Below are 17,658 nucleotides of genomic sequence, written 5' to 3' on the forward strand. Positions count from 1 at the left end.
GAACGCCATGGGCGAGTGGCAGCGCACCGCGTGCAGCCTCTGCTACCTCAACTGCGGGCTGGAGGTGCAGCTCGACGGCCGGAAGATCACCCGCGTCCGCGGCGACAAAGCGCACCCGCGCTCGGGCGGGTACCTCTGCCAGAAGGCGCAGCGCCTGACCTGGTACGGCGACCACGAAGACCGCCTGACGACGCCGCTGCGCCGGCGTCCCGACGGCACGCACGAGCCGATCGGCTGGGACACCGCGCTGACCGAAATCGCGGCCGGGCTGCACGCGATCCGCGACGGCGACACCGCGGCCGGGCGGCCCGGCTCGTTCGCCTACGTCGGTGGCGGTGGCCAGGGCAACCACTCCGGCGGCGCGTACGGCGCCTCGCTGCTGAAGTGGATGAACTCGACGCGCCACTTCAACGCGCTGTCGCAGGAGAAGACCGGCGACTTCTGGGTCAACGGGCAGCTGTTCGGCTCCACGACCGTGCACACCGCCGAGGACGTCGAGCACTGTGACCTGCTGGTCGTGCTCGGCTGCAACCCTTGGCAGGCCCACGGGTTCACCAACGCCCGGCACGCGCTCAACACGCTCAAGAACGATCCCGCGCGCCGGATGATCGTGATCGATCCGCGGCGCACCGAGACCGCGGAGCTGGCGGATCTGCACCTCCCGCTGCGCCCGGGTACCGACGCCTACCTGCTGGGCGCGATCCTGGCGCTGCTCCTGGAGCGCGGCGGGGAGGACGCGGAGTTCCTGGCCGCGCGCACCGAAGGCTTCGACGAGGTCGCCGCCGTGCTGGCGAAAGTACCGGTGGACGCGTGGATCGCGCACACCGGAGTGTCCCGTGTGGACGTCGAGCGCGCGGTCGACCTGATCTCGGCGGCGACGGCGATGACCGTGCGCGTCGAACTGGGCATCCAGCAGGGCCGGCACTCGACGCTCAACAGCTACCTCGAAAAGCTGCTGTACCTGCTCACCGGGCACTTCGGCCGTCGCGGCACCAACAACCTGCACTCGTGGCTGCTGCCGCTGTGGGGAGCGACGACCGGGCAGCGCTCCGAGATCACCGGGTTCGAGTACATCGGCGGGCTGCTCCCGGCGAACACGTTGGCCGAGGAGATCCTCGCCGACCACCCGAACCGCGTCCGCGCGGTGTGGGTGGAGTCGTCGAACCCGGCGAACACCTTCGCGGGGACACGCGACGTCGAACGCGCGATCCGGGCGGCCGAGCTGTCCGTGGTCGTCGACGTCGCCTACACCGAGACGGCCGCGCTGGCGGACTACGTGCTGCCTGCGGCGTCCCAGCACGAGAAGTGGGAGTTCACGCTCTTCACCTTCGAGTGGCCGACGAACTACTTCCAGCTGCGGCGGCCGTTGCTGGACCCGCTGCCGGGCACGCTGGTCGAAGCCGAGATCTACGCGCGGCTGTTCGACGCGCTCGGCGTGCTGCCACCGTCCGACGTCCTCGCCGAACTGGCCGCCGGGCCGCGTCCGGAGCTGCAGGCGAGCCTCGGCGCCCTGGTCCGGGCGATGCCGGAGCGCGCGGCGATCCTGCCGGTGCTGCTCTACCGCACCTTGGGCGCGTCGCTGCCCGAAGGCGCGGCGTCGATCGCACCCCTGTGGGCGGGCTGCCACCGCGCGGCGAAGGCGATGACCGTGCCGGTGCAGCGCGCGCTGGGCAGTTCCGCCACCGGCTCCCAGCTGGGTGAGGAGCTCTTCTCGCGCGTGCTGGCCGGACCGACGCCGTTCTCGGCCCACGAGCAGGACGAGGTGTGGAGCCTGATGCGCCGCGAGCGTGTTCGGCTGGCCGTGCCCGAACTGCTGGACTGGCTGGCCGCGTTGGACCCGGCCGCCGAACAGCCTGACCCGGCGTACCCGTTTTCGCTGCTCAACGGGCAGCGGCGGGCGCACAACGCGAACCAGATCCTGCGTGACCCGCGCTGGCGCCGCACCGACCCGGACGGCGCCCTGCGCGCGCGTCCCGAAGAACTGGCCTCGATCGGTGCGGCCCCGGGCGACTGGGTCGCCGTCGTGACGTCGGCGGGGCGGGTGGTCGTCCGCGCCGAGGCCGATCCCGCGCTGCGGCCGGGCCAGCTCTCGCTGCCGCACGGCTACGGCATGGCCCACCCGGACGCCCACGGCCGCCGGGTGGTCAGCGGCCCGCGGATCAACCTCCTGACGGATGCGCTGGATCGCGACCCGATCGCGGGCACGCCGCACCACAAGGACGTTCCGGCGCGCCTGGAACCCGCGATGGACGAAGAACGGGCGCGGGCGGAGGCGGACAGCGCGCGCGTGCGCGAGACCGTCGCGAGTGGACGGTCCTAGCGTTTCGCCGGGTTTATAGTGGGACCCCGAACCGGAGGGGCCCATGCGCAAGATCGTTTCGAACCTGTTCATCTCGCTCGACGGTGTGGTCGAGGCGCCGGACAAGTGGTCGTTGCGGTACTGGAGCGACGAAATCGGCCAGGCCGTCGGCCGCGGGATGGCCGCCGCCGACGCGATGCTGCTCGGGCGCGTCACCTACCAGGGGTTCGCCGAGGCGTGGCCCGGCCGGACCGTCGAGGAAGACGAAGGCGCCGAGTTCATGAACAACGTCCGCAAATACGTGCTTTCGTCGACGTTGTCCGAAGTCGGCTGGAACAATTCGACGTTGCTGATCGGCGACCCGGCCGAGGCGGTCCGGGCGCTGAAGGCCGGGCCCGGCGGGGACATCATGACCAGCGGCAGCACCACGGCGGTGCGGTGGCTGCTGGCCGAAGGCCTGGTCGACGAGCTGAACCTGCTGCTGTACCCGATCGTCGTGGGCCACGGAAAACGGCTGTTCCCCGAAGAGGGATCGTCGTTCCCGCTGGTGCTCGGGAAGTCGGCGACGTTCGGCAACGGCGTCGTCCAGCTGACCTACGCGCCAGCGTGATCACGCCGTTCCGGATCGAGGTCCCGGACGCCGACCTCGACGACCTGCGCGCGCGGCTGCGCCGGACGCGCTGGCCCGAGGGTGAGTCCGTGGACGACTGGAGCCAGGGCACGCCGCTGGGGTACCTGCGTCCGCTGTGCGAGTACTGGGCTTCGGAGTACGACTGGCGGCGCACGGAAGCGCGGCTGAACCGGTTTCCGCAGTACCGCACCGAAATCGACGGGCTGGGTATCCACTTCCTGCACGTGCGCTCGCCTGACCCCGCCGCGTTGCCGCTGATCCTCACCCACGGCTGGCCCGGCTCGTTCGTCGAGTTCACGAAGGTGATCGAGCCGCTGTCGGACGAGTTCCACCTGGTGATCCCGTCGCTGCCGGGCTACGGCTTCAGCGACAAGCCCGCTGCGGCGGGCTGGGGCATCGAGCGGATCGCGGCGGCGTGGGCGGAGCTGATGGCCCGCCTGGGCTACTCGCGGTACGGCGCGCAGGGCGGCGACTGGGGGACGTCGATCACGACGTCGCTGGCCCAGCAGGACGCGGCGCACCTGGCGGGCATCCACCTGAACCCGCCGATCGCGGCACCGGACCCGTCGACGTTCGACGACCTGACGGCGTCCGAGCAGGCCGCACTGGCGGCGCTGGAGCACGCGCAGCGCTGGGAAGACGGCTATTCGGTGCTGCAGTCGACGCGTCCGCAGACGCTGGGTTACGGCCTGCTCGACTCCCCGGCGGGGCTGTGCGGCTGGCTGGTCGAGAAGTTCCACGCCTGGTCCGACGGCTTCCCGTTCACGCGCGACGAGCTGCTGGACGACATCACGCTGTACTGGCTCACGGGCACGGCGGCGTCCTCGGCCCGGCTGTACTGGGAAAGCATCCGCAAGGTCCAGAAGTGGTTTTCGGAGGCGACGGACGACACGGTCGACGTCCCGGCGGGTTGTTCGATCTTCCCCGCGGAGATGCCCCGGCCGTCGCGCCGGTGGGCGGCCCGGAGGTACACCGACATCCGGCATTGGAACGAGCTGGAGCGAGGTGGGCACTTCGCGGCTTACGAGCAGCCGGAGCTGTTCGCCGAGGAGGTGCGGACGTTCTTCCGGCTGGTCCGCTAGTTGACCTGCCTCGACCGGCCCTGCCAGAACGGCTCCCGGAGCTTGAACTTCTGGATCTTCCCGGTCGCCGTCCGCGGCAGTTCGGAAAGGAACTCCACCCGCTTCGGGCACTTGTACCCCGCCAGGTACTCCCGGCAGTGCCGGATCAGCTCGTCGGCCGTGACGTCGCCGTCCACCACGACCAGCGCCGTGACCAGCTCGCCCCACTTCTCGTCCGGGATGCCGATCACCGCGGCCTCGCGGACCGACGGGTGCGAGCTCAGCGCGTCCTCCACCTCGATCGACGACACGTTCTCGCCGCCCGAAATGATCACGTCCTTCTTGCGGTCCGCGATCGTCAGGTAGCCCTCCGAGAAGGACCCGCCGTCGCCGGTGTGGAACCAGCCGCCCTCCTGGACCCGGGCCGTCTCGGCGGGGTTCTCCCAGTAACCGTCGAGGTTGTGGTTGGACTGCGCGAGCACCTCACCGTCGGCGTCGACCGCGATCCGGACGCCCAGCGCCGGCGTCCCCGCGCGGCCCAGCAGGCGCGCCTGCTCGTGGGGGTCCAGGTCGGCCCACTCGCTGCGCATCCGGTTGACCGTCAGCAGCGGCGCGGTCTCGGTGAGCCCGTAGATCTGGATGAACTCCCAGCCCAGCTCCGCCCGGACCCGCTCGATCGTGCGCGTCGGCGGCGGCGCGCCGGCCACCACGATCCGGACGCGGTCGCGGCCGGGGATCTCGCCCTCCCAGGTGGCGGCGCCGTCCAGCGCCGCCGTGACCACCGCGGGCGCCGCGCACAGGATGGTGACGCCGTGTTCGTCGATGCGTCGCAGGATCTCCGTGCCGTCGACCTTCCGCAGCACGATGTGCTGCCCGCCGAGGCCGGTCACCGCGTACGGCATCCCCCAGCCGTTGCAGTGGAACATCGGCAGGGTGTGCAGCAGGACGTCGTGGTCGCTCAACGTCGTGTGCAGGCCGAAGACGACGGCGTTCAGCCAGATGTTGCGGTGGGTGAGCTGCACACCCTTGGGCCGGGCGGTCGTCCCCGACGTGTAGTTGATGGTGGCGGTGGCCGACTCGTCGCCGTCCCACGGCCGGGGCGTTCCGCCACCGCCCCAGATGGCCTCGTCGTCGCGGCCGAGGACGAACACGTGCTTCGCCGTCACCGTGTCCAGCAGGTGCGCCAGCTCCGGGTCGACGATCAGCACCTCCGCCCCGGAGTGCTCCACTATGTACTTGACCTCGGCGGCGGCCAGCCGGAAGTTCACCGGCACCAGGATCCGGCCCCAGCCGGACACGCCGAAGAACGACACGAGCAGGCGGGCGGCGTTGTGCGACACCAGCGCGACGCGCCCGCCGGCCGGCACGCCCAGCGCGTCGAGGTTGGCGGCCTGCGCGCGGGCCCGGCGCGCCACCTCGCGGTAGGTGAGCGAACCCCAGCTCGGCGCGGGCTGGTTCGGCTCGTCGACCACCGCGACGCGGTCCGGGTACACCGTTTCCGCGCGGTCGAGGAAGTCCCGGACACCCAGATCGAAGAACATCCCCCGATGATGACTCTTCCCAGGTGCTCGCACCAGTCCGATGTGGTTCGCTGGACCACGATGGACTTCGACACGGTGGCCGGCGAGCTCTACGGGGGTGACCTCGCGGAGTTCGTCAGCGCGCGCAACGCGGCCGCGAAGGCGGCGAAGGCCGAAGGGGACGCCGAGCTCGCGAAGCGGATCCAGGAGCTGCGGAAGCCGACCACGGCCGCGGCGATCGTCAACGGCCTGGCCCGGGACGACTCCGCTCACCTGCGCGAACTGGCCGAGATCGGCGACGAACTGCGGGACGCGCACACCCGCCTGGCCGGCGACGAGCTGCGGGCGCTGACCCGGCGCCGGGGCGAGCTGGTGCGGCGGATCATGCACGAGCTGCCGTCGATGAGCGACCCGGTGTCCCGCGAGGTCGAGGCGACCCTGGAGGCGGTCGCGGCCGACCCGGACACGGCCGCGCTCGCGCTCGCCGGGCGGCTGACTTCGGTGGCACACCAGGACACCGACCAGTGGTTCAGCCTCGCCGCGAGCGTTCCGCCCGCCACCGGGAAACGCCCGAAGAAGCTGGTGGACAAGGCCGAACCGGCCAAGCCGAAGCGGGATCACCAGCGCGAGGAAGAAGAGCGGGCGCGGGCCCGCGCGGAACGCGAGCGCCTGCGCAAGGAGGCCGCCGAGCGGGCCAAGGAACGCGCGGTGGCCGAGCGTGACCTGGTCCGCACCGAGCGCGCGGCCGAGCAGGCCACGGCCCGCGTCGACGACCTGCGCGAGCGCCTGGCGGAAGCCGAGGAACGCGCCGGGCGCGCGACAGCGGAGTTCGAGACGGCGAAAGCGGCTTTCGACGAAGCCGACGCGGCGGCCGCCGCCGCGCAGAAAGCCGCTGACGCCACCCGCTGAGCCGTGCTTACCGCGCTACGCGGATTAAGGATGGCCGACGGCCGGCCCGGTTGGTAACGTGCGCTTGTGCCCCGGATGGGCCGACACACGGAGGTAGTGGCTACCAAGCCCCCTTGAGATCGACACGTTCCGCCTTTCCCTGGCGGAGCTGTGCCCTTCGTGTCGGCCTCTCGGCCTCCGGTGAATTTCGTCATCGGAAAGGACCACCCAGCTTGATCATGCTCACCACGACCGGTGCCCGGACGGGCCGGAAGCACCGGGTTACCTTGAGCGCCTTGGACATCGGCGGCCGGCTGGTCGTCGTCGCCTCGGCGATGGGCTCACCGAAGCACCCGGCCTGGTACCACAACATCCGGCGCAACCCGCTCGTCATGGTGGAAACGGACACCGAAACGTACGAGGCGATGGCGGCCCTCCCGCCGGACCGCGACCGGCTGTTCGCCGAGGTGATCGAGCGGGAGCCGGGGTTCGCGGACTACCAAAAGCGAACGACCCGGATCCTGCCCGTCGTCGAGCTGCACCGGTTCGACACCGCGCGCCGCATGGGCGACTGGCTCGTCGAGATGCACGACTGGCTGCGCGGCGAGCTGAAGGAAATGCGCGCCGAGCTGGACTGCGGCGTCCCGCGGCAGCTGCGCACGCGGTGCGCCGGCTTCTGCACGGCCCTCTCGCGGCACCACACCGGCGAAGCCAGGAACATCTTCCCGCTGCTGGCCGAGCGGTTCCCCGCCCTCAAGCCCACGTTGGCGAAGCTCGACGAAGAGCACGTCGTCGTGGCCCGGCTGCAGGAGGAGATCGAGCAGCTCGTCGAGCAGGAAGCCGATCCGGTCCGGCTCCGCGCGGAGTTCGACCGGCTTCGGTCCGCATTGGACAAGCACTTCGCCTACGAGGAAGAAACGCTGGTCACCGCGCTGAACGTCCTGCTGCCCGCGCCCGGCTGATCAGAGCAGCACCTCGGCCAGCCGCCGCTGGTTCTCCAGTTCCGCTTCGGGTGACGGGCCGAGCACCTGGACGGCGACGTGGTCGGCGCCGGCGTCCACATGGGACCGCAACCCCTTGGCGACGGTTTCGGGCGTGCCGTGCAGGACGAGGTCGTCGATCAGGCGGTCGCTGCCGCCGCCGGCGACGTCGGCCTCGGTGTACCCGTGGCGCAGCAGGTTGTTGACGTAGTTGCTCAGCCCGAGGTACGGGGTCTGGACGTACGGCCGCCCGATGGCACGTGCGGCCGCCGGATCGTCGTCCAGGACCACCTTCTGCTCCGGAGCCAGCAGCTTGCCCGCGCCCAGGATCGAGCGCGCGTGCCGCGTGTGCGTGGCCGGCACGAGGTACGGGTGCGCGCCGGCCGTGCGCTCGGCGGCCAGCTTCAGCACGCGGTCGCCGAGCGCGGCGAGGACCCGGGCTTCGGCCGGGACGCCGGCCGCGTCGAGCCGGTCGAGGTAGTCGACGATCTTGGCGTACGGGCTGCGGTATTCGGTGACCGACTCCGGGTGCCCGACGCCGATGCCGAGCAGCAAGCGCTTTCCGTACCGCTGCGCGAGCCGGTGGTACGACCCGGCGAGGGTTTCCGGCTCGTCGACCCACATGTTGACGATCGCCGTCGCCACGGTGATCCGCTCGGTGGCGGCGAGGACGTCCTCGACGAACGCGAGGTCGCCGACCGAGTTGCGGCCGGTGCCCAGCCACACCGCGCCGTAGCCGAGCCGGTCCGCCGCGACGGCGTGCGCTTTGCGCGTCACGTCGTCGCGGTGCGGGGCGAGGAACAGGCCGAACTGCTTCACTACATTTGTCATAGCGATCAATGTAGCAAATGTAGCGACGGCTGTCAGGTGGCGAGGCGGTGCAGCCACTCCCGCAGCAGCTGGCGCTCGGTGGTGGTCAGCACGCGGGTGTCGTCCTCCAGTGCGGTCGACAAAGCGACAGCGAGCGCGCTCACGGACGAACCTTCAGCCGGACGGTCGGCCAGCAGCCCGGCCAGGACCGACTCCCTGACCTGCGTGGACATGGCCAGGTCCCGCCGGTCTTCGGGCTGGGCGATCAGGCTGAGCGTCACGCCGCTGTTGGCCGCCGCGAACTGCCGGGCGGCCTCGGCCGCCTCGACGCGCAGGCGGCCGTCGCGCGCCAAAGGCGTGAACAGGTCCAGCAGCATCGCCTCGGCGCTCGACGTGAGGTTGCACGGCACACCCGGCTCGATCTGGCCGTAGAGCAGCACGTAGAACGCGGGGTGCGCCAGGCCGTATTCGACGTGCCGGTCCCAGCCCGTCCGGATCCGGTCCACCGGGTCGCCGTCCGGCGCCGGGGCCTGGACGTACTGGGTGAAGCCGTAGTTGACGACGGCGTCGAGCAGCCCCTGCTTGCTGCCGAAGTGGTGGTACAGCGTGGGGGCCTGGACGCCGGCGCGCTCGCAGATCGCCCGCGTCGACACCGGGCCGTCGCCGGCTTCGTGCAGGAGCTGGCCGGCGGCCAGCAGCAGACGGTCGCGGGTACTGGTGGCGTTGCTCGATCGTCCGACCATGTAGCAATTGTAACGCCGACCTGTAACGCCGGCTTGTGATGTCTCAGTGCAGCCGCAGCTGGACCCGCCGGAGCCCGGCGAAGGCGGCCAGCACCGCGTGGTCGGTCGTGGCCGCGTCCGGGCGCACCGACCGGTAGCCGTCCAGCAGCGCCTCGCGCAGCTCTTCGCGCTGAGGCAGGTGCGCGAGCGCGGTGACGGCGACGGCGAGGTCGTAGGCGTAGTGCCCGTACCCGCAGTCGTCGAAGTCGATCGCCCGCACCCGGCCGCGGTGGAACAGGTAGTTCTCCTGGTGCAGGTCGCCGTGCACCAGGCCGAAGGCGTCGGCGCCGTACCCGAGTTCGGCCCGCACCGCGCGGACGCGTGCCACCGCTTCGCGGATCCGCTGGTCGCCCCCGGCCGCCGTGACGGCCCGGTCGACGACCGCCGCGGAGAAGCCGTCCACCTGGGTGCGGCCGAACTCGGTCAGGTCGTCGACGCGGCCGCGGTCGAGGCCGTTCATCCGGCCGCCGTGCAGGTGCAGCCGCGCGGTGAACCGGCCCACCTCGTACAGCTGCGGCGCGGTGAGCCGCTCGTCGGCGAACCGGCCGTCGACCCAGTGGCAGAGCACGCAGGTGCGCGGTTCGGGCACCGCGGGGTCGGCGACCACGGTGATCAGGTCCCGCGCGCGCGTCGGCACCGGCTGCGGGACGACCAGGTCGGTTTCGCGGCGCAGCGTGGCGAGCCAGGCCATCTCGGCCCGGACTTGCGCGGCGCCCGGGCCGTCGGGCCGCTGCACCCGCAGCACGTACCGGTGGCCGTCCGCGCCGTCGACGCGGAACATCGTGTTGAGCCCGTGGGCCAGCGGGGTCAGGCGGGCCACCGGCACGGCGTAGGCGGTCAAGGCCGCTTCGGCGAGCCGGCGCAGGCGTCGCGTGCGGCCGGCGCGGTCGAGTTCGGCGAACGGCCGGGTGTTCGCCTGGAAGTCGGCCATCGCCCAGGTGCTCAGCTGATCGACCGTTCCGGCTCGCGGGAGTGCGAGACCAGCTCGATGGTCGGCGTCGTGTGCCGCCCGCCGCCGAGCCGCTCCACGCCGCGCAGTCCCTCGACCAGCCGCTCGACCTCGGTGTCCGGCCGCACCCCGAAGCGCATGAACTGGCTGGTCATGCCGATCTTGTTGCCGCACTGGCGCACCAGCAGGTGGTGCTCGGCGAGCAGGTAGTCGCACAGCTCGGCGCCGTCGACCGACGCGGGCAGCTTGACGAGCAGGAAGTTCGCCTGCGAGGGGAAGACCGTCAGCTCCTGGAACTGCCCGAGCTGCGACTGCATCATGAACCGGTCGAGCGCGAGCTTCTTCAGGCTGTCCTCGTACTCCGCGCGGCGCTCGGCGAGCATGAAGATGACGGTCTCGGCGAGCGAGTTCAGGTTCCACTTCGGCAGCGCGGCCGACAGCTTGCGGGTCAGCGCGGGGTTCGAGACCTGGTAGCCGAACCGGATCCCGTGCAGCCCGAAGTTCTTGCCGAGGCTCTTCAGCACGATCACGTTCGGCCGGACGACGGCTTCGGCGGCCACCGACGGGTTCCGCTCGACCTCGACGAAGTCGATGAACGACTCGTCGATCACCACCAGGTCGAGGTCCTCGAGGGCGTCCATGAACCGGATCACCTCGCGGCGCGGCAGGTACCCGCCGTCGGGGTTGTTCGGGTTGCACAGCACCGCGACCCGGGAGCCGCGCCGCTTGATGAACTCGATGTACTCGTCCACCCGCAGCTCGAAGTTGTCGGCCTCCTTGAGGAGGAACATGTCGACGCGCTTGCCGGTCTCCATCGGCTGGTCGGTCCAGCGGCCGAACGTCGGGATCGGCACGGCGACGCTGGAATCGACCAGCAGGTGGTCGATCCAGGTGATCAGCTCGGTCGAGCCGTTGGCCAGCGAGATCGTCGACGGGTTGAGCCGCAGCACGCTCGCCAGCTGCGCGGTGATCGCGGCGGAGTCGCTCGGGTAGAACTTGAGGATCGTGCGGAGGTTCCGTTCGAGCTCGCCGAACATCTCGTCGGTCGGGAAGTACGGGTTGCAGGGGATGCAGAAGTCCGCGAGGTCGTCCGCGTGCTGCCCCATCGCCCTGGCCACGGAGAAGAACGACGGGCTGTGGGCCTTGTTCTGCTGGAAAAGGCCGTGGGTGGTCATACCGTGCCGCACGCGTGTTCTCCGTCCGCCGCTTTACCGGCCCCTTGCCTTCCCGCTGAGGACACGTACGAATCGGACGGCCGGTTCAATGCCGGACAGGGCGTGGATCCCGGTGCCCGCCAGCACGGCGGCGGCCAGCGCGGACAGCGCCAGGAGCGGCAGCGGCGCGGCCGTCGGGTCGATGCCGGTGAAGGACTCGACGCCGATCACGGCGGTGAGCACCGCGTCGGCGGCGACGGCTGTTTTCACGATGCGCATCCGGTGGGTTTCGGGGTGGGGGGTGAAGCGCAGCAGCCACGCGAGCGCGGGCAGCACGAGGATCGCGTGCATGGCGACCGCGTGCAGCGGCTTGAGCGAGCCGGCGGTCGTGTAGGCCGGCTGCGGGTCGCCGCCGCGGGCCGCGACGACCCCGCGCCCGATCATCACCGCGCCCGTGGCCAGCGCGACCAGCAGCACGACCAGGCCGGCGCGGACGGCCAGGCGCAGGCTCGGCGCGTCCGGGCCCGGTTCGACGAGCGCGGTGGCCGTGAAGCCGACGACGGTCAGGATGATCACCCCGCCGCCCGCGGCGAGCGTCATCGAGACGACGTTGTCGAACGGCGTCTCGAAGTTGAAGTGCGACGGCACACCGCGCCACGTCTGCATGCTGACCAGCACGACTTCGATGACGCTCGCCGCGGCGAACGCGCCGAGCAGTGCCGTCCGCAGCCGGGGGCGCATGGTGAGGAACGACGTCGCCCAGGCGACCGACGCCAGCGTCAGCCCGAAGGACAGGCCGAACGTGACGGCCTTGCGCATCGACAGCGGGCCCAGCCACGAGCCGCCGGTGACGATGAGCACGAGCGCGTGCGCGGTGCCGCTCAGGAACAGCGCCGCGGCGACGGCGTAGGCGATCCGCTCGGCTCGCCTGCCGTCAGACCAGATCCGGGTCAGTGCGTTCATGCCCCGAAGTTTCGCCCCGCGGCCGGGGTCGCCGCGTCGGCCCGGCGGCGGCACCACGACGTACGACGACGGGCGTACGGCAATCGTCGAGCATGTCGATACTGACGCGCCCGCTCGCCCGCTGGTCCGCGTCGCGCTCGCTTATGATCGCGACGCACGGACGTGACGCACGGACGTCCAGCAGGGAGAGTGCGATGAAGACCCCCGACCTCGTTTTCCGGGGCCGCCGGTTGAGCAGTGACCGCGCGCTGGTGCTGGCCGCGGTCGAGGTGCTCCCGGAGCCCCCGGCGGCTCGGGACGCCGTTCGTGCCGCCGTCGCCGACGGCGCCGATCTCGTGAGTCTCGCCGGAACCGGCGCCGAGTCACTGGTCGAATGGGCGCGCGAGACTTTTCCGGACCTCGTCATCGGGGCCGACACCGCGGACCCATCGGTCGCTGCTGCCTGCTGCGAAGCGGGCGCCGACTTGATCGTCGCGCGCGCCGACCTGGCCGGCATCGCGGCCCGCTTCGGCGCCGGTTATGCCGCTTCTTCGGTGCCCGACGCGGCCGGGCTGCCCGCCGGCGGCGTCGTCCGGGACGTCGGGGTGCTGCGGACGGTGGCGCCGTTCGGAGACTTCCCCGTGCTGGCCGAGGTGGCCGGGGACGGGACGCCCGGCGGGTTGGCGCGGGCGGCGCTCGCGGCGTCGGCCGGGGTCGCGATCATCCGCACGAGGCACGTGCGCCCGGTGCGGCACGTGGCGGAGATGGCGGCGAGCATCGCGGGCACCCGCCCGCCGGCGAAGGCGATCCGATGGGAGTGATCCGGCAGGTCTGGCCGGTCGGGCGCGACCTCGCCGACCGCGACCTCGAGCAGCTGTACCGGTACCCGGCCGAGCCGCGGTGGCTGGCGGTGAACTTCGTGTCGAGCACGGACGGCGCGATCACGGTGGCGGGCCGGTCGGGAGGCCTGTCGACCCCGGCCGACCGGATCGTCTACCGGCTCGGCAACGACCTGGCCGACGTCGTGCTGGTCGGTGCGGGAACGGCGATGGCGGAGGGGTTCGAAGGCCTGCGCCCCGACGAGCGCACGGCCGACCGCCGCCGCCGGTTCGGCCTGGCCCCGATCGCCCCGGTCGCGGTGGTGACGACGGGCCGTTCGCTGCCCCCGGACGCGCCGGTGATCACCAAGGCGGCGGTCCCGACGATGGTCTTCACGAGCGCGGCGGCCCCCTCGGCGCTGCGCGAGGCGTGGGCGTCGAACGGCGCCCGGGTGTTCGTCGTGGGCGAGGCGGAGGTGCCGGCCGAGCGGGTGGTGTCGACGTTGGTGGCGGAAGGGCTGGGCCGCATCGATTGCGAAGGCGGGCCGAGGCTGTTCGGCTCGCTGATCGAGGCGGGAGTGGTCGACGAGTTCCGGTTGACGGTGGCCCCGTTCCTGGTGGCCGGAACGTCGAGCCGTGCGGCCGTGGGGCCGGCGGTCGATCCGGCTGGACTGGAACTGGCTTCCGTGCTCACCGATGGCGCCAGTGTCCTGCTGCGGTACCTGGCGCTCCGCTAGTTTTGTCGGTCCCTTCCGGTAGTGTGGAAATCGGGGGCTCCCTCGCGCGACTTGCGTTGCAGGGCAAGGGAAATCGCTGCTCGGATCGGACCCGGAGTTCACCCGGTCCAGCGATGCTGTTCGCACGTTTGTTCGGGTACCGTCGGAGACATGACCACGACCCGAAGACCTCCGCAGCGCCGCGAACTGGTGCTGCGCCAAGGAAAACGCCTACCGATCGAGCAGCCGCCGGAAGTGGTCCGGCAGTGGCAGTTCCCGGGCCTGAGCCCGCGTCAGCCAGGCGAAGTCGTCGTGCTCCTCAGGGTTGAGCACGACCTCGCCGGCTCCCTCTTCTTCCACCGTGTAAACGAAAGCGTGGATGCGCATGGCGCGTCCCGCGACGTCCGGCCACGCGTCGCGCGCCAGTTCACCCGCCACGCGGACCGTCAAGCCCGTCTCCTCCGCCGCTTCGCGGACCGCGGTGTCCTCGAAGGGTTCGCCCGGCTCGACCGTCCCGCCGGGCAGTTCCCACCGGCCCGCGAGGAACACCCCGGGCCCGCGGCGGAGGAACAGCACCCGGTCGCCGCGAGCGATCCAGCAGTAGGCCAGGTGCTTGTGCGCGATCTCCGTCATGCGCGCGATTCTCGCTCAGTTGGTCTTCGACGTCGGCAGGTGGGCGCCGAGGTACCCGACGTACACCGTGCCCGTGCCGTCGGTGTCGTCGAGGAAGTGCAGGCGCGGTGCCGGCGACTTGAAGCGTTCCAGGGCGATGTGGGCGCCGAAGTAGTCGCGGCCCGCCGGGTTCGTCTCGGGATCGACGCGGAACGTGCGGGCTTGGCGGAGCCGCTCGTTCGTGGTCACGGTGTCCGACTCGGCCAGGGCGATGATGTTGGCGCTGATCAGCGAACCGGGCTGGCCGGTGCGGGCGAACGCGAGCACGTCCGACAGCTCCGGGCCCGGGTCCTGGCCGGCTGCGAGCAACGACATCCGGGCGCCGGCGTAGGCGTCGAGGGTGCGGAGCGCGTCCCACGCCTTGCGGCGCCAGGCGGCGGCTTTGGGGTGGTGGTCGAGGATCGCGGCCGGGGCCGGTTCGGCCGTGATCGCGAGGTGCTTGAGCGAGGCCGCTGCGGCGCCGATCAACTCGGCGAAACTGGGGAACTCCTCCGGCGGGCGCTCGGCGGCGGCGACCTCGTCGTCGGCGTCGTGGTGGCGGGCGAGCCTGCCCGCCAGCAGCCCGTTGACGCGCCTGAGCTCGTCGCGCTCGGCCTCCGTCTCCTCGAAGGCCCGCGCGTAGTCGTCCACCTCCGCCTGCAGTTGCGCGAGCTGCTCGCGCAGGCAAGCGACGTCGGTCGCGCACGCGTCCTCGAGGCGGCGGCGGAGCGTCTTCACCTCACAGGCGTGCCGGTCCCGTTCCTCGGCGTGGGCCTTGGCCTTCTTCCGCAGGATCGTGATCACGCCCCGCGCCTCGGCCAGCTCCCGCTCGGCGCGGTCGAGTTTGTCGATCAGCCCGGCGTCGGGTTCGTGTTCGGGCGAAGCGAACGGGTCGGCCTCGTACCAGGCCCGCACGCTCGGCACGTCCGCCCACTCCTCGGGCAGGGGCGTCCGGCTGCGCGCCTGGATGAGCCGCGTGATCGCGCCCTGGAGCGCCTCGCCGGACACCGGGCTGGCGGTTTCGACGAAATCCGGGAGCTGGTCGCACGGCGGCACGTACAGCCGCGCGCCCTGCGGCACCGCGCAGCCGAGCGGGAGGTGCCGGTTGAGGGTGTGGCGGAAGCGGTCGTCGACGTCGAAGACGTTGACCAGCCCGGGCCAGCCCTCGACCGGCACCGTCGGCGGCTCGGTGAGCACCAGCACGGCCGAAGACCGCCACGGCGCCACCAGCGCCTCGCCCAGCAGGTCGGCGAGGTGGTCGCACTCCTTGCGCGACCAGCCGCGCATCGCCAGCACCGGCGTTTCGATCGGGATTTCGTCGCTGCCGCTGGCGCCCAGCTCCTCCAGCCCGATCCGCTGGGCCGGCGCTTCGTGGCAGCTGCGCCACGGCCGCGTGCACGCCGCGGCCAGCAGCCACGTCACCCGGTCTTCGCCGGCGCGGTAGCACAGCGAAAGCAATACCTGAACGGAGTAGCGGCCCTCGCCGTCCGCGTACGCGAACTTCAGGTCGCACCGGCGCGAACCGCCGTCGTCGGACGAGCCGAGATCGGCGACCGTGTAGTCGTCGTGCTGCCGCTGACGGCTGATCAGCCTGCTGCGCAACGCGTCCAGGGGGCGTTTTCCCTCGGTGGGGACCAGTCCGTGGTGCCAGATCCGGTGCACCCCCACAGGACTCAACTCCGTTCGCCGGGAACAGGACTTCCGCCGAACATAGCGGATCCTGTGACCGTTCGAACGCGGGGCGTCACCCCGTCCGGGTCCAGAGGCAGAACGGGTGCCCGGCCGGGTCGAGGCAGACGCGGACGTCGTCCTGAGGCTGGAAGTCGGCCACCACCGCGCCCGCCGCGGTCGCCACCGCCGTCGCTTCCTGGAGGTCGTCGACCTCGATGTCGAGGTGCAGCTGCATCTGCTGGGCACCATCGGCCGGCGGCCACACCGGCGGGACGTGCCCGGTCTCCAGCTGGAACGACAGTCCCGCGCTGCCGTCGTCCGGGCGCAGCGTCACCCACTCCGGTTCGTCGGTGCGGATGGGCCAGCCGAGCAGTTTCGAGTAGAACTCGGCGAGCGCACGGGGTTCGGGCGTGCCGAGCACGGTGGAGGTCAGCTTCATGATCGACTGGTACCCCGGCGGCGGGATTCCTACCGGGGTGCGCGGGTTTTCGTGTCGAAATAGGCGCCCGGTGGGCCGACCTGCCGCCACGACGTCGTCGCGAACACCGCGGCACCCGACAACGCGAGCAGTGCGGTGATGACGGCCAGCGTCGTGCCGATCCGGCCGAAACCCGGCTGGGTGCGCGCGCCCGCGCAGACGCCGAAGACCAGTGCCAGCACGCTGATCGGCAGCAACGCGAACCACAGCGCACCGAGCACCAGCACGAACGCCTGCACGACCCAGGAGAAAACCCATGCGGACAAGAGCGCCGGCCGGATGATCAGCCAGGCCGCCCAGGTCGCGAGCGCCAGCGTGAGGCCGGACGCGCCGATCGCGAGCGACGCGATCGCCAGGCCGCGACCGGGCCGGGTGGTTTCCCTTCCTTCGGATGCCGGTTCCCCCAAGCCGGGAACATCCCCTCCGAGCGGCCGCGCGTTACCGGAACGCCTCGGCAGTGCGGAGGTTGCACCCTGGCGCAGGCGTCGCGATCACCGAGCGAGCTGCCACGTCGTCCGAGCACGTCCAGGGGACCGTTGCCGACGGGTGGGAGTCCGTCCGGGAGAACCCGGCTTCGGTGGGGTGGCGTCGCGTCGGCGCGGGGGCTGGCCGGCATGTACGCGGCGGTGATCAGCGGCGCGGCAGGGCCCCAGGCCTTCGCCGACCCGCGCAGCGGCCTCGCTGACGGCTACAACCGCCGCCGGTTCGCCTTCCCGGGCGGAGTCGCCCCGGCGAACGTCCGCGCGGTCCATGCGGTGGCGACCGCTTGACCGTCCACAAGGGACCCACTGGTCCGGACCGCCGGGCCTCGCGGTCACGTTCCGTGCCCGGAGCGACACGTGCCCGCAGGTGGTCCGGCGAACGTTCCCCCGCTGCGTGAATGCACGTCCGGAGTGGACGTCGTTACAGACTTCACTCGTTAGGACGTTCCGGCGAGGACATCAAGCCTGCTCACGCGGTGCGGACTGACTTTCCGTAGCTAAAACTCTCCCGATCACTGCTCCGATGTGAAACTATTGGGCCGTTCGCGGGGAGAGGGCCTCGCGACGGGGGGACTCACCGTCACGGCTGCGTTCCCATGAAGATCCCCAGGGGAGAGGAGATCGACCATGTCGACGCCTACGGACACCAAGCCCGAGGAAGCTCCGGAGCCGATCGAGGAGCCGGGTCAGACGACGGTCCAGTGGATCGACTCGGACGGCAAGCTCCACACCGAGCACCCGGTGCAGACCGAGTGCGTGGGGGGCTGCTACCAGAAGGTCACGGCCTGAGAGCAACCCGCGTGTACGGCGCCCGCCTGCTGATCTT

The 17,658-nt window shown here is 71.4% G+C and carries 19 protein-coding genes; 9 read left to right on the forward strand and 10 right to left on the reverse strand.

The window, feature by feature from the left end:
• Positions 1-7 precede the first annotated feature (7 nt).
• From AB0M80_RS06505 to AB0M80_RS06515, 3 genes are read left to right on the forward strand one after another with little or no spacing between them, the layout of a single operon-like run.
• On the forward strand, positions 8-2,320 hold the full coding sequence (locus AB0M80_RS06505; RefSeq protein WP_364559768.1) for a molybdopterin-dependent oxidoreductase: 2,313 nt from the start codon (positions 8-10) through the stop codon (positions 2,318-2,320).
• A 43-nt stretch (positions 2,321-2,363) separates the two neighbouring features.
• Positions 2,364-2,909 carry a dihydrofolate reductase family protein gene (locus tag AB0M80_RS06510; RefSeq protein ID WP_364559771.1) on the forward strand — a complete coding sequence of 182 codons (546 nt, stop codon included), beginning with the start codon at positions 2,364-2,366 and terminating at the stop codon, positions 2,907-2,909.
• On the forward strand, positions 2,906-4,012 hold the full coding sequence (locus AB0M80_RS06515; protein WP_364559774.1) for an epoxide hydrolase family protein: 1,107 nt from the start codon (positions 2,906-2,908) through the stop codon (positions 4,010-4,012). Before AB0M80_RS06510 ends, AB0M80_RS06515 begins: the two co-directional genes overlap by 4 nt.
• Here AB0M80_RS06515 and AB0M80_RS06520 read toward each other — a convergent pair.
• A complete protein-coding gene (locus AB0M80_RS06520; protein ID WP_364559777.1) occupies positions 4,009-5,532 on the reverse strand; it encodes an AMP-binding protein in 1,524 nt (507 codons plus the stop codon). The two genes, AB0M80_RS06515 and AB0M80_RS06520, sit on opposite strands and share 4 nt — an antisense overlap.
• 60 nt (positions 5,533-5,592) lie before the next feature.
• On the opposite strand from AB0M80_RS06520, the gene AB0M80_RS06525 reads away from it, so the two are divergent.
• Positions 5,593-6,420 (forward strand): hypothetical protein, encoded by an 828-nt coding sequence (locus AB0M80_RS06525; RefSeq protein WP_364560361.1) that lies wholly within the window; start codon positions 5,593-5,595, stop codon positions 6,418-6,420.
• Positions 6,421-6,632: 212 nt separating this feature from the next.
• Positions 6,633-7,361: a nitroreductase/quinone reductase family protein gene (locus AB0M80_RS06530; protein WP_364559780.1), complete on the forward strand. Its 729-nt coding sequence runs from the start codon at positions 6,633-6,635 to the stop codon at positions 7,359-7,361.
• Here the strand turns inward: AB0M80_RS06530 and AB0M80_RS06535 are convergent, their stop codons facing one another.
• From AB0M80_RS06535 to AB0M80_RS06555, 5 genes are read right to left on the reverse strand one after another with little or no spacing between them, the layout of a single operon-like run.
• Positions 7,362-8,210 (reverse strand): LLM class F420-dependent oxidoreductase, encoded by an 849-nt coding sequence (locus tag AB0M80_RS06535; protein WP_364559783.1) that lies wholly within the window; start codon positions 8,208-8,210, stop codon positions 7,362-7,364.
• Positions 8,211-8,242: 32 nt separating this feature from the next.
• A complete protein-coding gene (locus tag AB0M80_RS06540; RefSeq protein WP_364559786.1) occupies positions 8,243-8,932 on the reverse strand; it encodes a TetR/AcrR family transcriptional regulator in 690 nt (229 codons plus the stop codon).
• 43 nt (positions 8,933-8,975) lie between these two features.
• A complete protein-coding gene (locus AB0M80_RS06545; RefSeq protein ID WP_364559789.1) occupies positions 8,976-9,902 on the reverse strand; it encodes a phosphotransferase in 927 nt (308 codons plus the stop codon).
• An 11-nt stretch (positions 9,903-9,913) separates the two neighbouring features.
• Complete coding sequence (locus tag AB0M80_RS06550) at positions 9,914-11,107, reverse strand: histidinol-phosphate transaminase (RefSeq protein ID WP_364559792.1); 1,194 nt, start codon at positions 11,105-11,107, stop codon at positions 9,914-9,916.
• A gap of 21 nt (positions 11,108-11,128) precedes the next feature.
• Complete coding sequence (locus AB0M80_RS06555) at positions 11,129-12,037, reverse strand: hypothetical protein (RefSeq protein WP_364559794.1); 909 nt, start codon at positions 12,035-12,037, stop codon at positions 11,129-11,131.
• Between the two features lie 194 nt (positions 12,038-12,231).
• On the opposite strand from AB0M80_RS06555, the gene AB0M80_RS06560 reads away from it, so the two are divergent.
• Both AB0M80_RS06560 and AB0M80_RS06565 read left to right on the forward strand, forming a co-directional pair.
• Complete coding sequence (locus tag AB0M80_RS06560) at positions 12,232-12,837, forward strand: dihydropteroate synthase (protein WP_364559797.1); 606 nt, start codon at positions 12,232-12,234, stop codon at positions 12,835-12,837.
• The gene (locus AB0M80_RS06565) at positions 12,834-13,571 is read left to right on the forward strand and encodes a dihydrofolate reductase family protein (RefSeq protein WP_364560364.1); all 738 of its coding nucleotides are present in this window, start codon (positions 12,834-12,836) and stop codon (positions 13,569-13,571) included. Before AB0M80_RS06560 ends, AB0M80_RS06565 begins: the two co-directional genes overlap by 4 nt.
• A gap of 210 nt (positions 13,572-13,781) precedes the next feature.
• Here AB0M80_RS06565 and AB0M80_RS06570 read toward each other — a convergent pair whose 3' ends face one another.
• From AB0M80_RS06570 to AB0M80_RS06585, 4 genes are all read right to left on the reverse strand, one after another.
• Positions 13,782-14,183, reverse strand: coding sequence for an NUDIX hydrolase (locus AB0M80_RS06570; RefSeq protein WP_364559799.1), 402 nt, complete (start codon positions 14,181-14,183; stop codon positions 13,782-13,784).
• Positions 14,184-14,198: 15 nt separating this feature from the next.
• Positions 14,199-15,869: a hypothetical protein gene (locus tag AB0M80_RS06575; RefSeq protein ID WP_364559802.1), complete on the reverse strand. Its 1,671-nt coding sequence runs from the start codon at positions 15,867-15,869 to the stop codon at positions 14,199-14,201.
• A gap of 76 nt (positions 15,870-15,945) precedes the next feature.
• Positions 15,946-16,311 carry a VOC family protein gene (locus tag AB0M80_RS06580; RefSeq protein ID WP_364559805.1) on the reverse strand — a complete coding sequence of 122 codons (366 nt, stop codon included), beginning with the start codon at positions 16,309-16,311 and terminating at the stop codon, positions 15,946-15,948.
• 29 nt (positions 16,312-16,340) lie between these two features.
• Positions 16,341-16,757, reverse strand: a complete 417-nt coding sequence (locus AB0M80_RS06585) for a hypothetical protein (protein WP_364559808.1) — start codon at positions 16,755-16,757, stop codon at positions 16,341-16,343.
• A gap of 207 nt (positions 16,758-16,964) precedes the next feature.
• On the opposite strand from AB0M80_RS06585, the gene AB0M80_RS06590 reads away from it, so the two are divergent.
• On the forward strand, positions 16,965-17,120 hold the full coding sequence (locus AB0M80_RS06590; RefSeq protein ID WP_364559810.1) for a hypothetical protein: 156 nt from the start codon (positions 16,965-16,967) through the stop codon (positions 17,118-17,120).
• A 339-nt stretch (positions 17,121-17,459) separates the two neighbouring features.
• Positions 17,460-17,621, forward strand: a complete 162-nt coding sequence (locus tag AB0M80_RS06595; protein ID WP_364559812.1) for a hypothetical protein — start codon at positions 17,460-17,462, stop codon at positions 17,619-17,621.
• The last annotated feature ends 37 nt before the right edge of the window (positions 17,622-17,658 follow it).

It is taken from the genome of Amycolatopsis sp. NPDC051045 (assembly GCF_040682955.1).
Classification (GTDB): Bacteria; Actinomycetota; Actinomycetes; order Mycobacteriales; family Pseudonocardiaceae; genus Amycolatopsis.

Bases quoted from the DNA above. Each gene is read 5' to 3' on its own strand.
- AB0M80_RS06545 (WP_364559789.1), bottom strand. From the start codon at position 9,902: ATGGCCGACTTCCAGGCGAACACCCGGCCGTTCGCCGAACTCGACCGC.
- AB0M80_RS06580 (WP_364559805.1), bottom strand. From the start codon at position 16,311: ATGAAGCTGACCTCCACCGTGCTCGGCACGCCCGAACCCCGTGCGCTC.
- AB0M80_RS06525 (WP_364560361.1), top strand. From the start codon at position 5,593: ATGGACTTCGACACGGTGGCCGGCGAGCTCTACGGGGGTGACCTCGCG.
- AB0M80_RS06570 (WP_364559799.1), bottom strand. From the start codon at position 14,183: ATGACGGAGATCGCGCACAAGCACCTGGCCTACTGCTGGATCGCTCGC.
- AB0M80_RS06590 (WP_364559810.1), top strand. From the start codon at position 16,965: ATGTACGCGGCGGTGATCAGCGGCGCGGCAGGGCCCCAGGCCTTCGCC.
- AB0M80_RS06520 (WP_364559777.1), bottom strand. From the start codon at position 5,532: ATGTTCTTCGATCTGGGTGTCCGGGACTTCCTCGACCGCGCGGAAACG.
- AB0M80_RS06510 (WP_364559771.1), top strand. From the start codon at position 2,364: ATGCGCAAGATCGTTTCGAACCTGTTCATCTCGCTCGACGGTGTGGTC.
- AB0M80_RS06555 (WP_364559794.1), bottom strand. From the start codon at position 12,037: ATGAACGCACTGACCCGGATCTGGTCTGACGGCAGGCGAGCCGAGCGG.
- AB0M80_RS06535 (WP_364559783.1), bottom strand. From the start codon at position 8,210: ATGACAAATGTAGTGAAGCAGTTCGGCCTGTTCCTCGCCCCGCACCGC.
- AB0M80_RS06595 (WP_364559812.1), top strand. From the start codon at position 17,460: ATGTCGACGCCTACGGACACCAAGCCCGAGGAAGCTCCGGAGCCGATC.
- AB0M80_RS06505 (WP_364559768.1), top strand. From the start codon at position 8: ATGGGCGAGTGGCAGCGCACCGCGTGCAGCCTCTGCTACCTCAACTGC.
- AB0M80_RS06540 (WP_364559786.1), bottom strand. From the start codon at position 8,932: ATGGTCGGACGATCGAGCAACGCCACCAGTACCCGCGACCGTCTGCTG.
- AB0M80_RS06560 (WP_364559797.1), top strand. From the start codon at position 12,232: ATGAAGACCCCCGACCTCGTTTTCCGGGGCCGCCGGTTGAGCAGTGAC.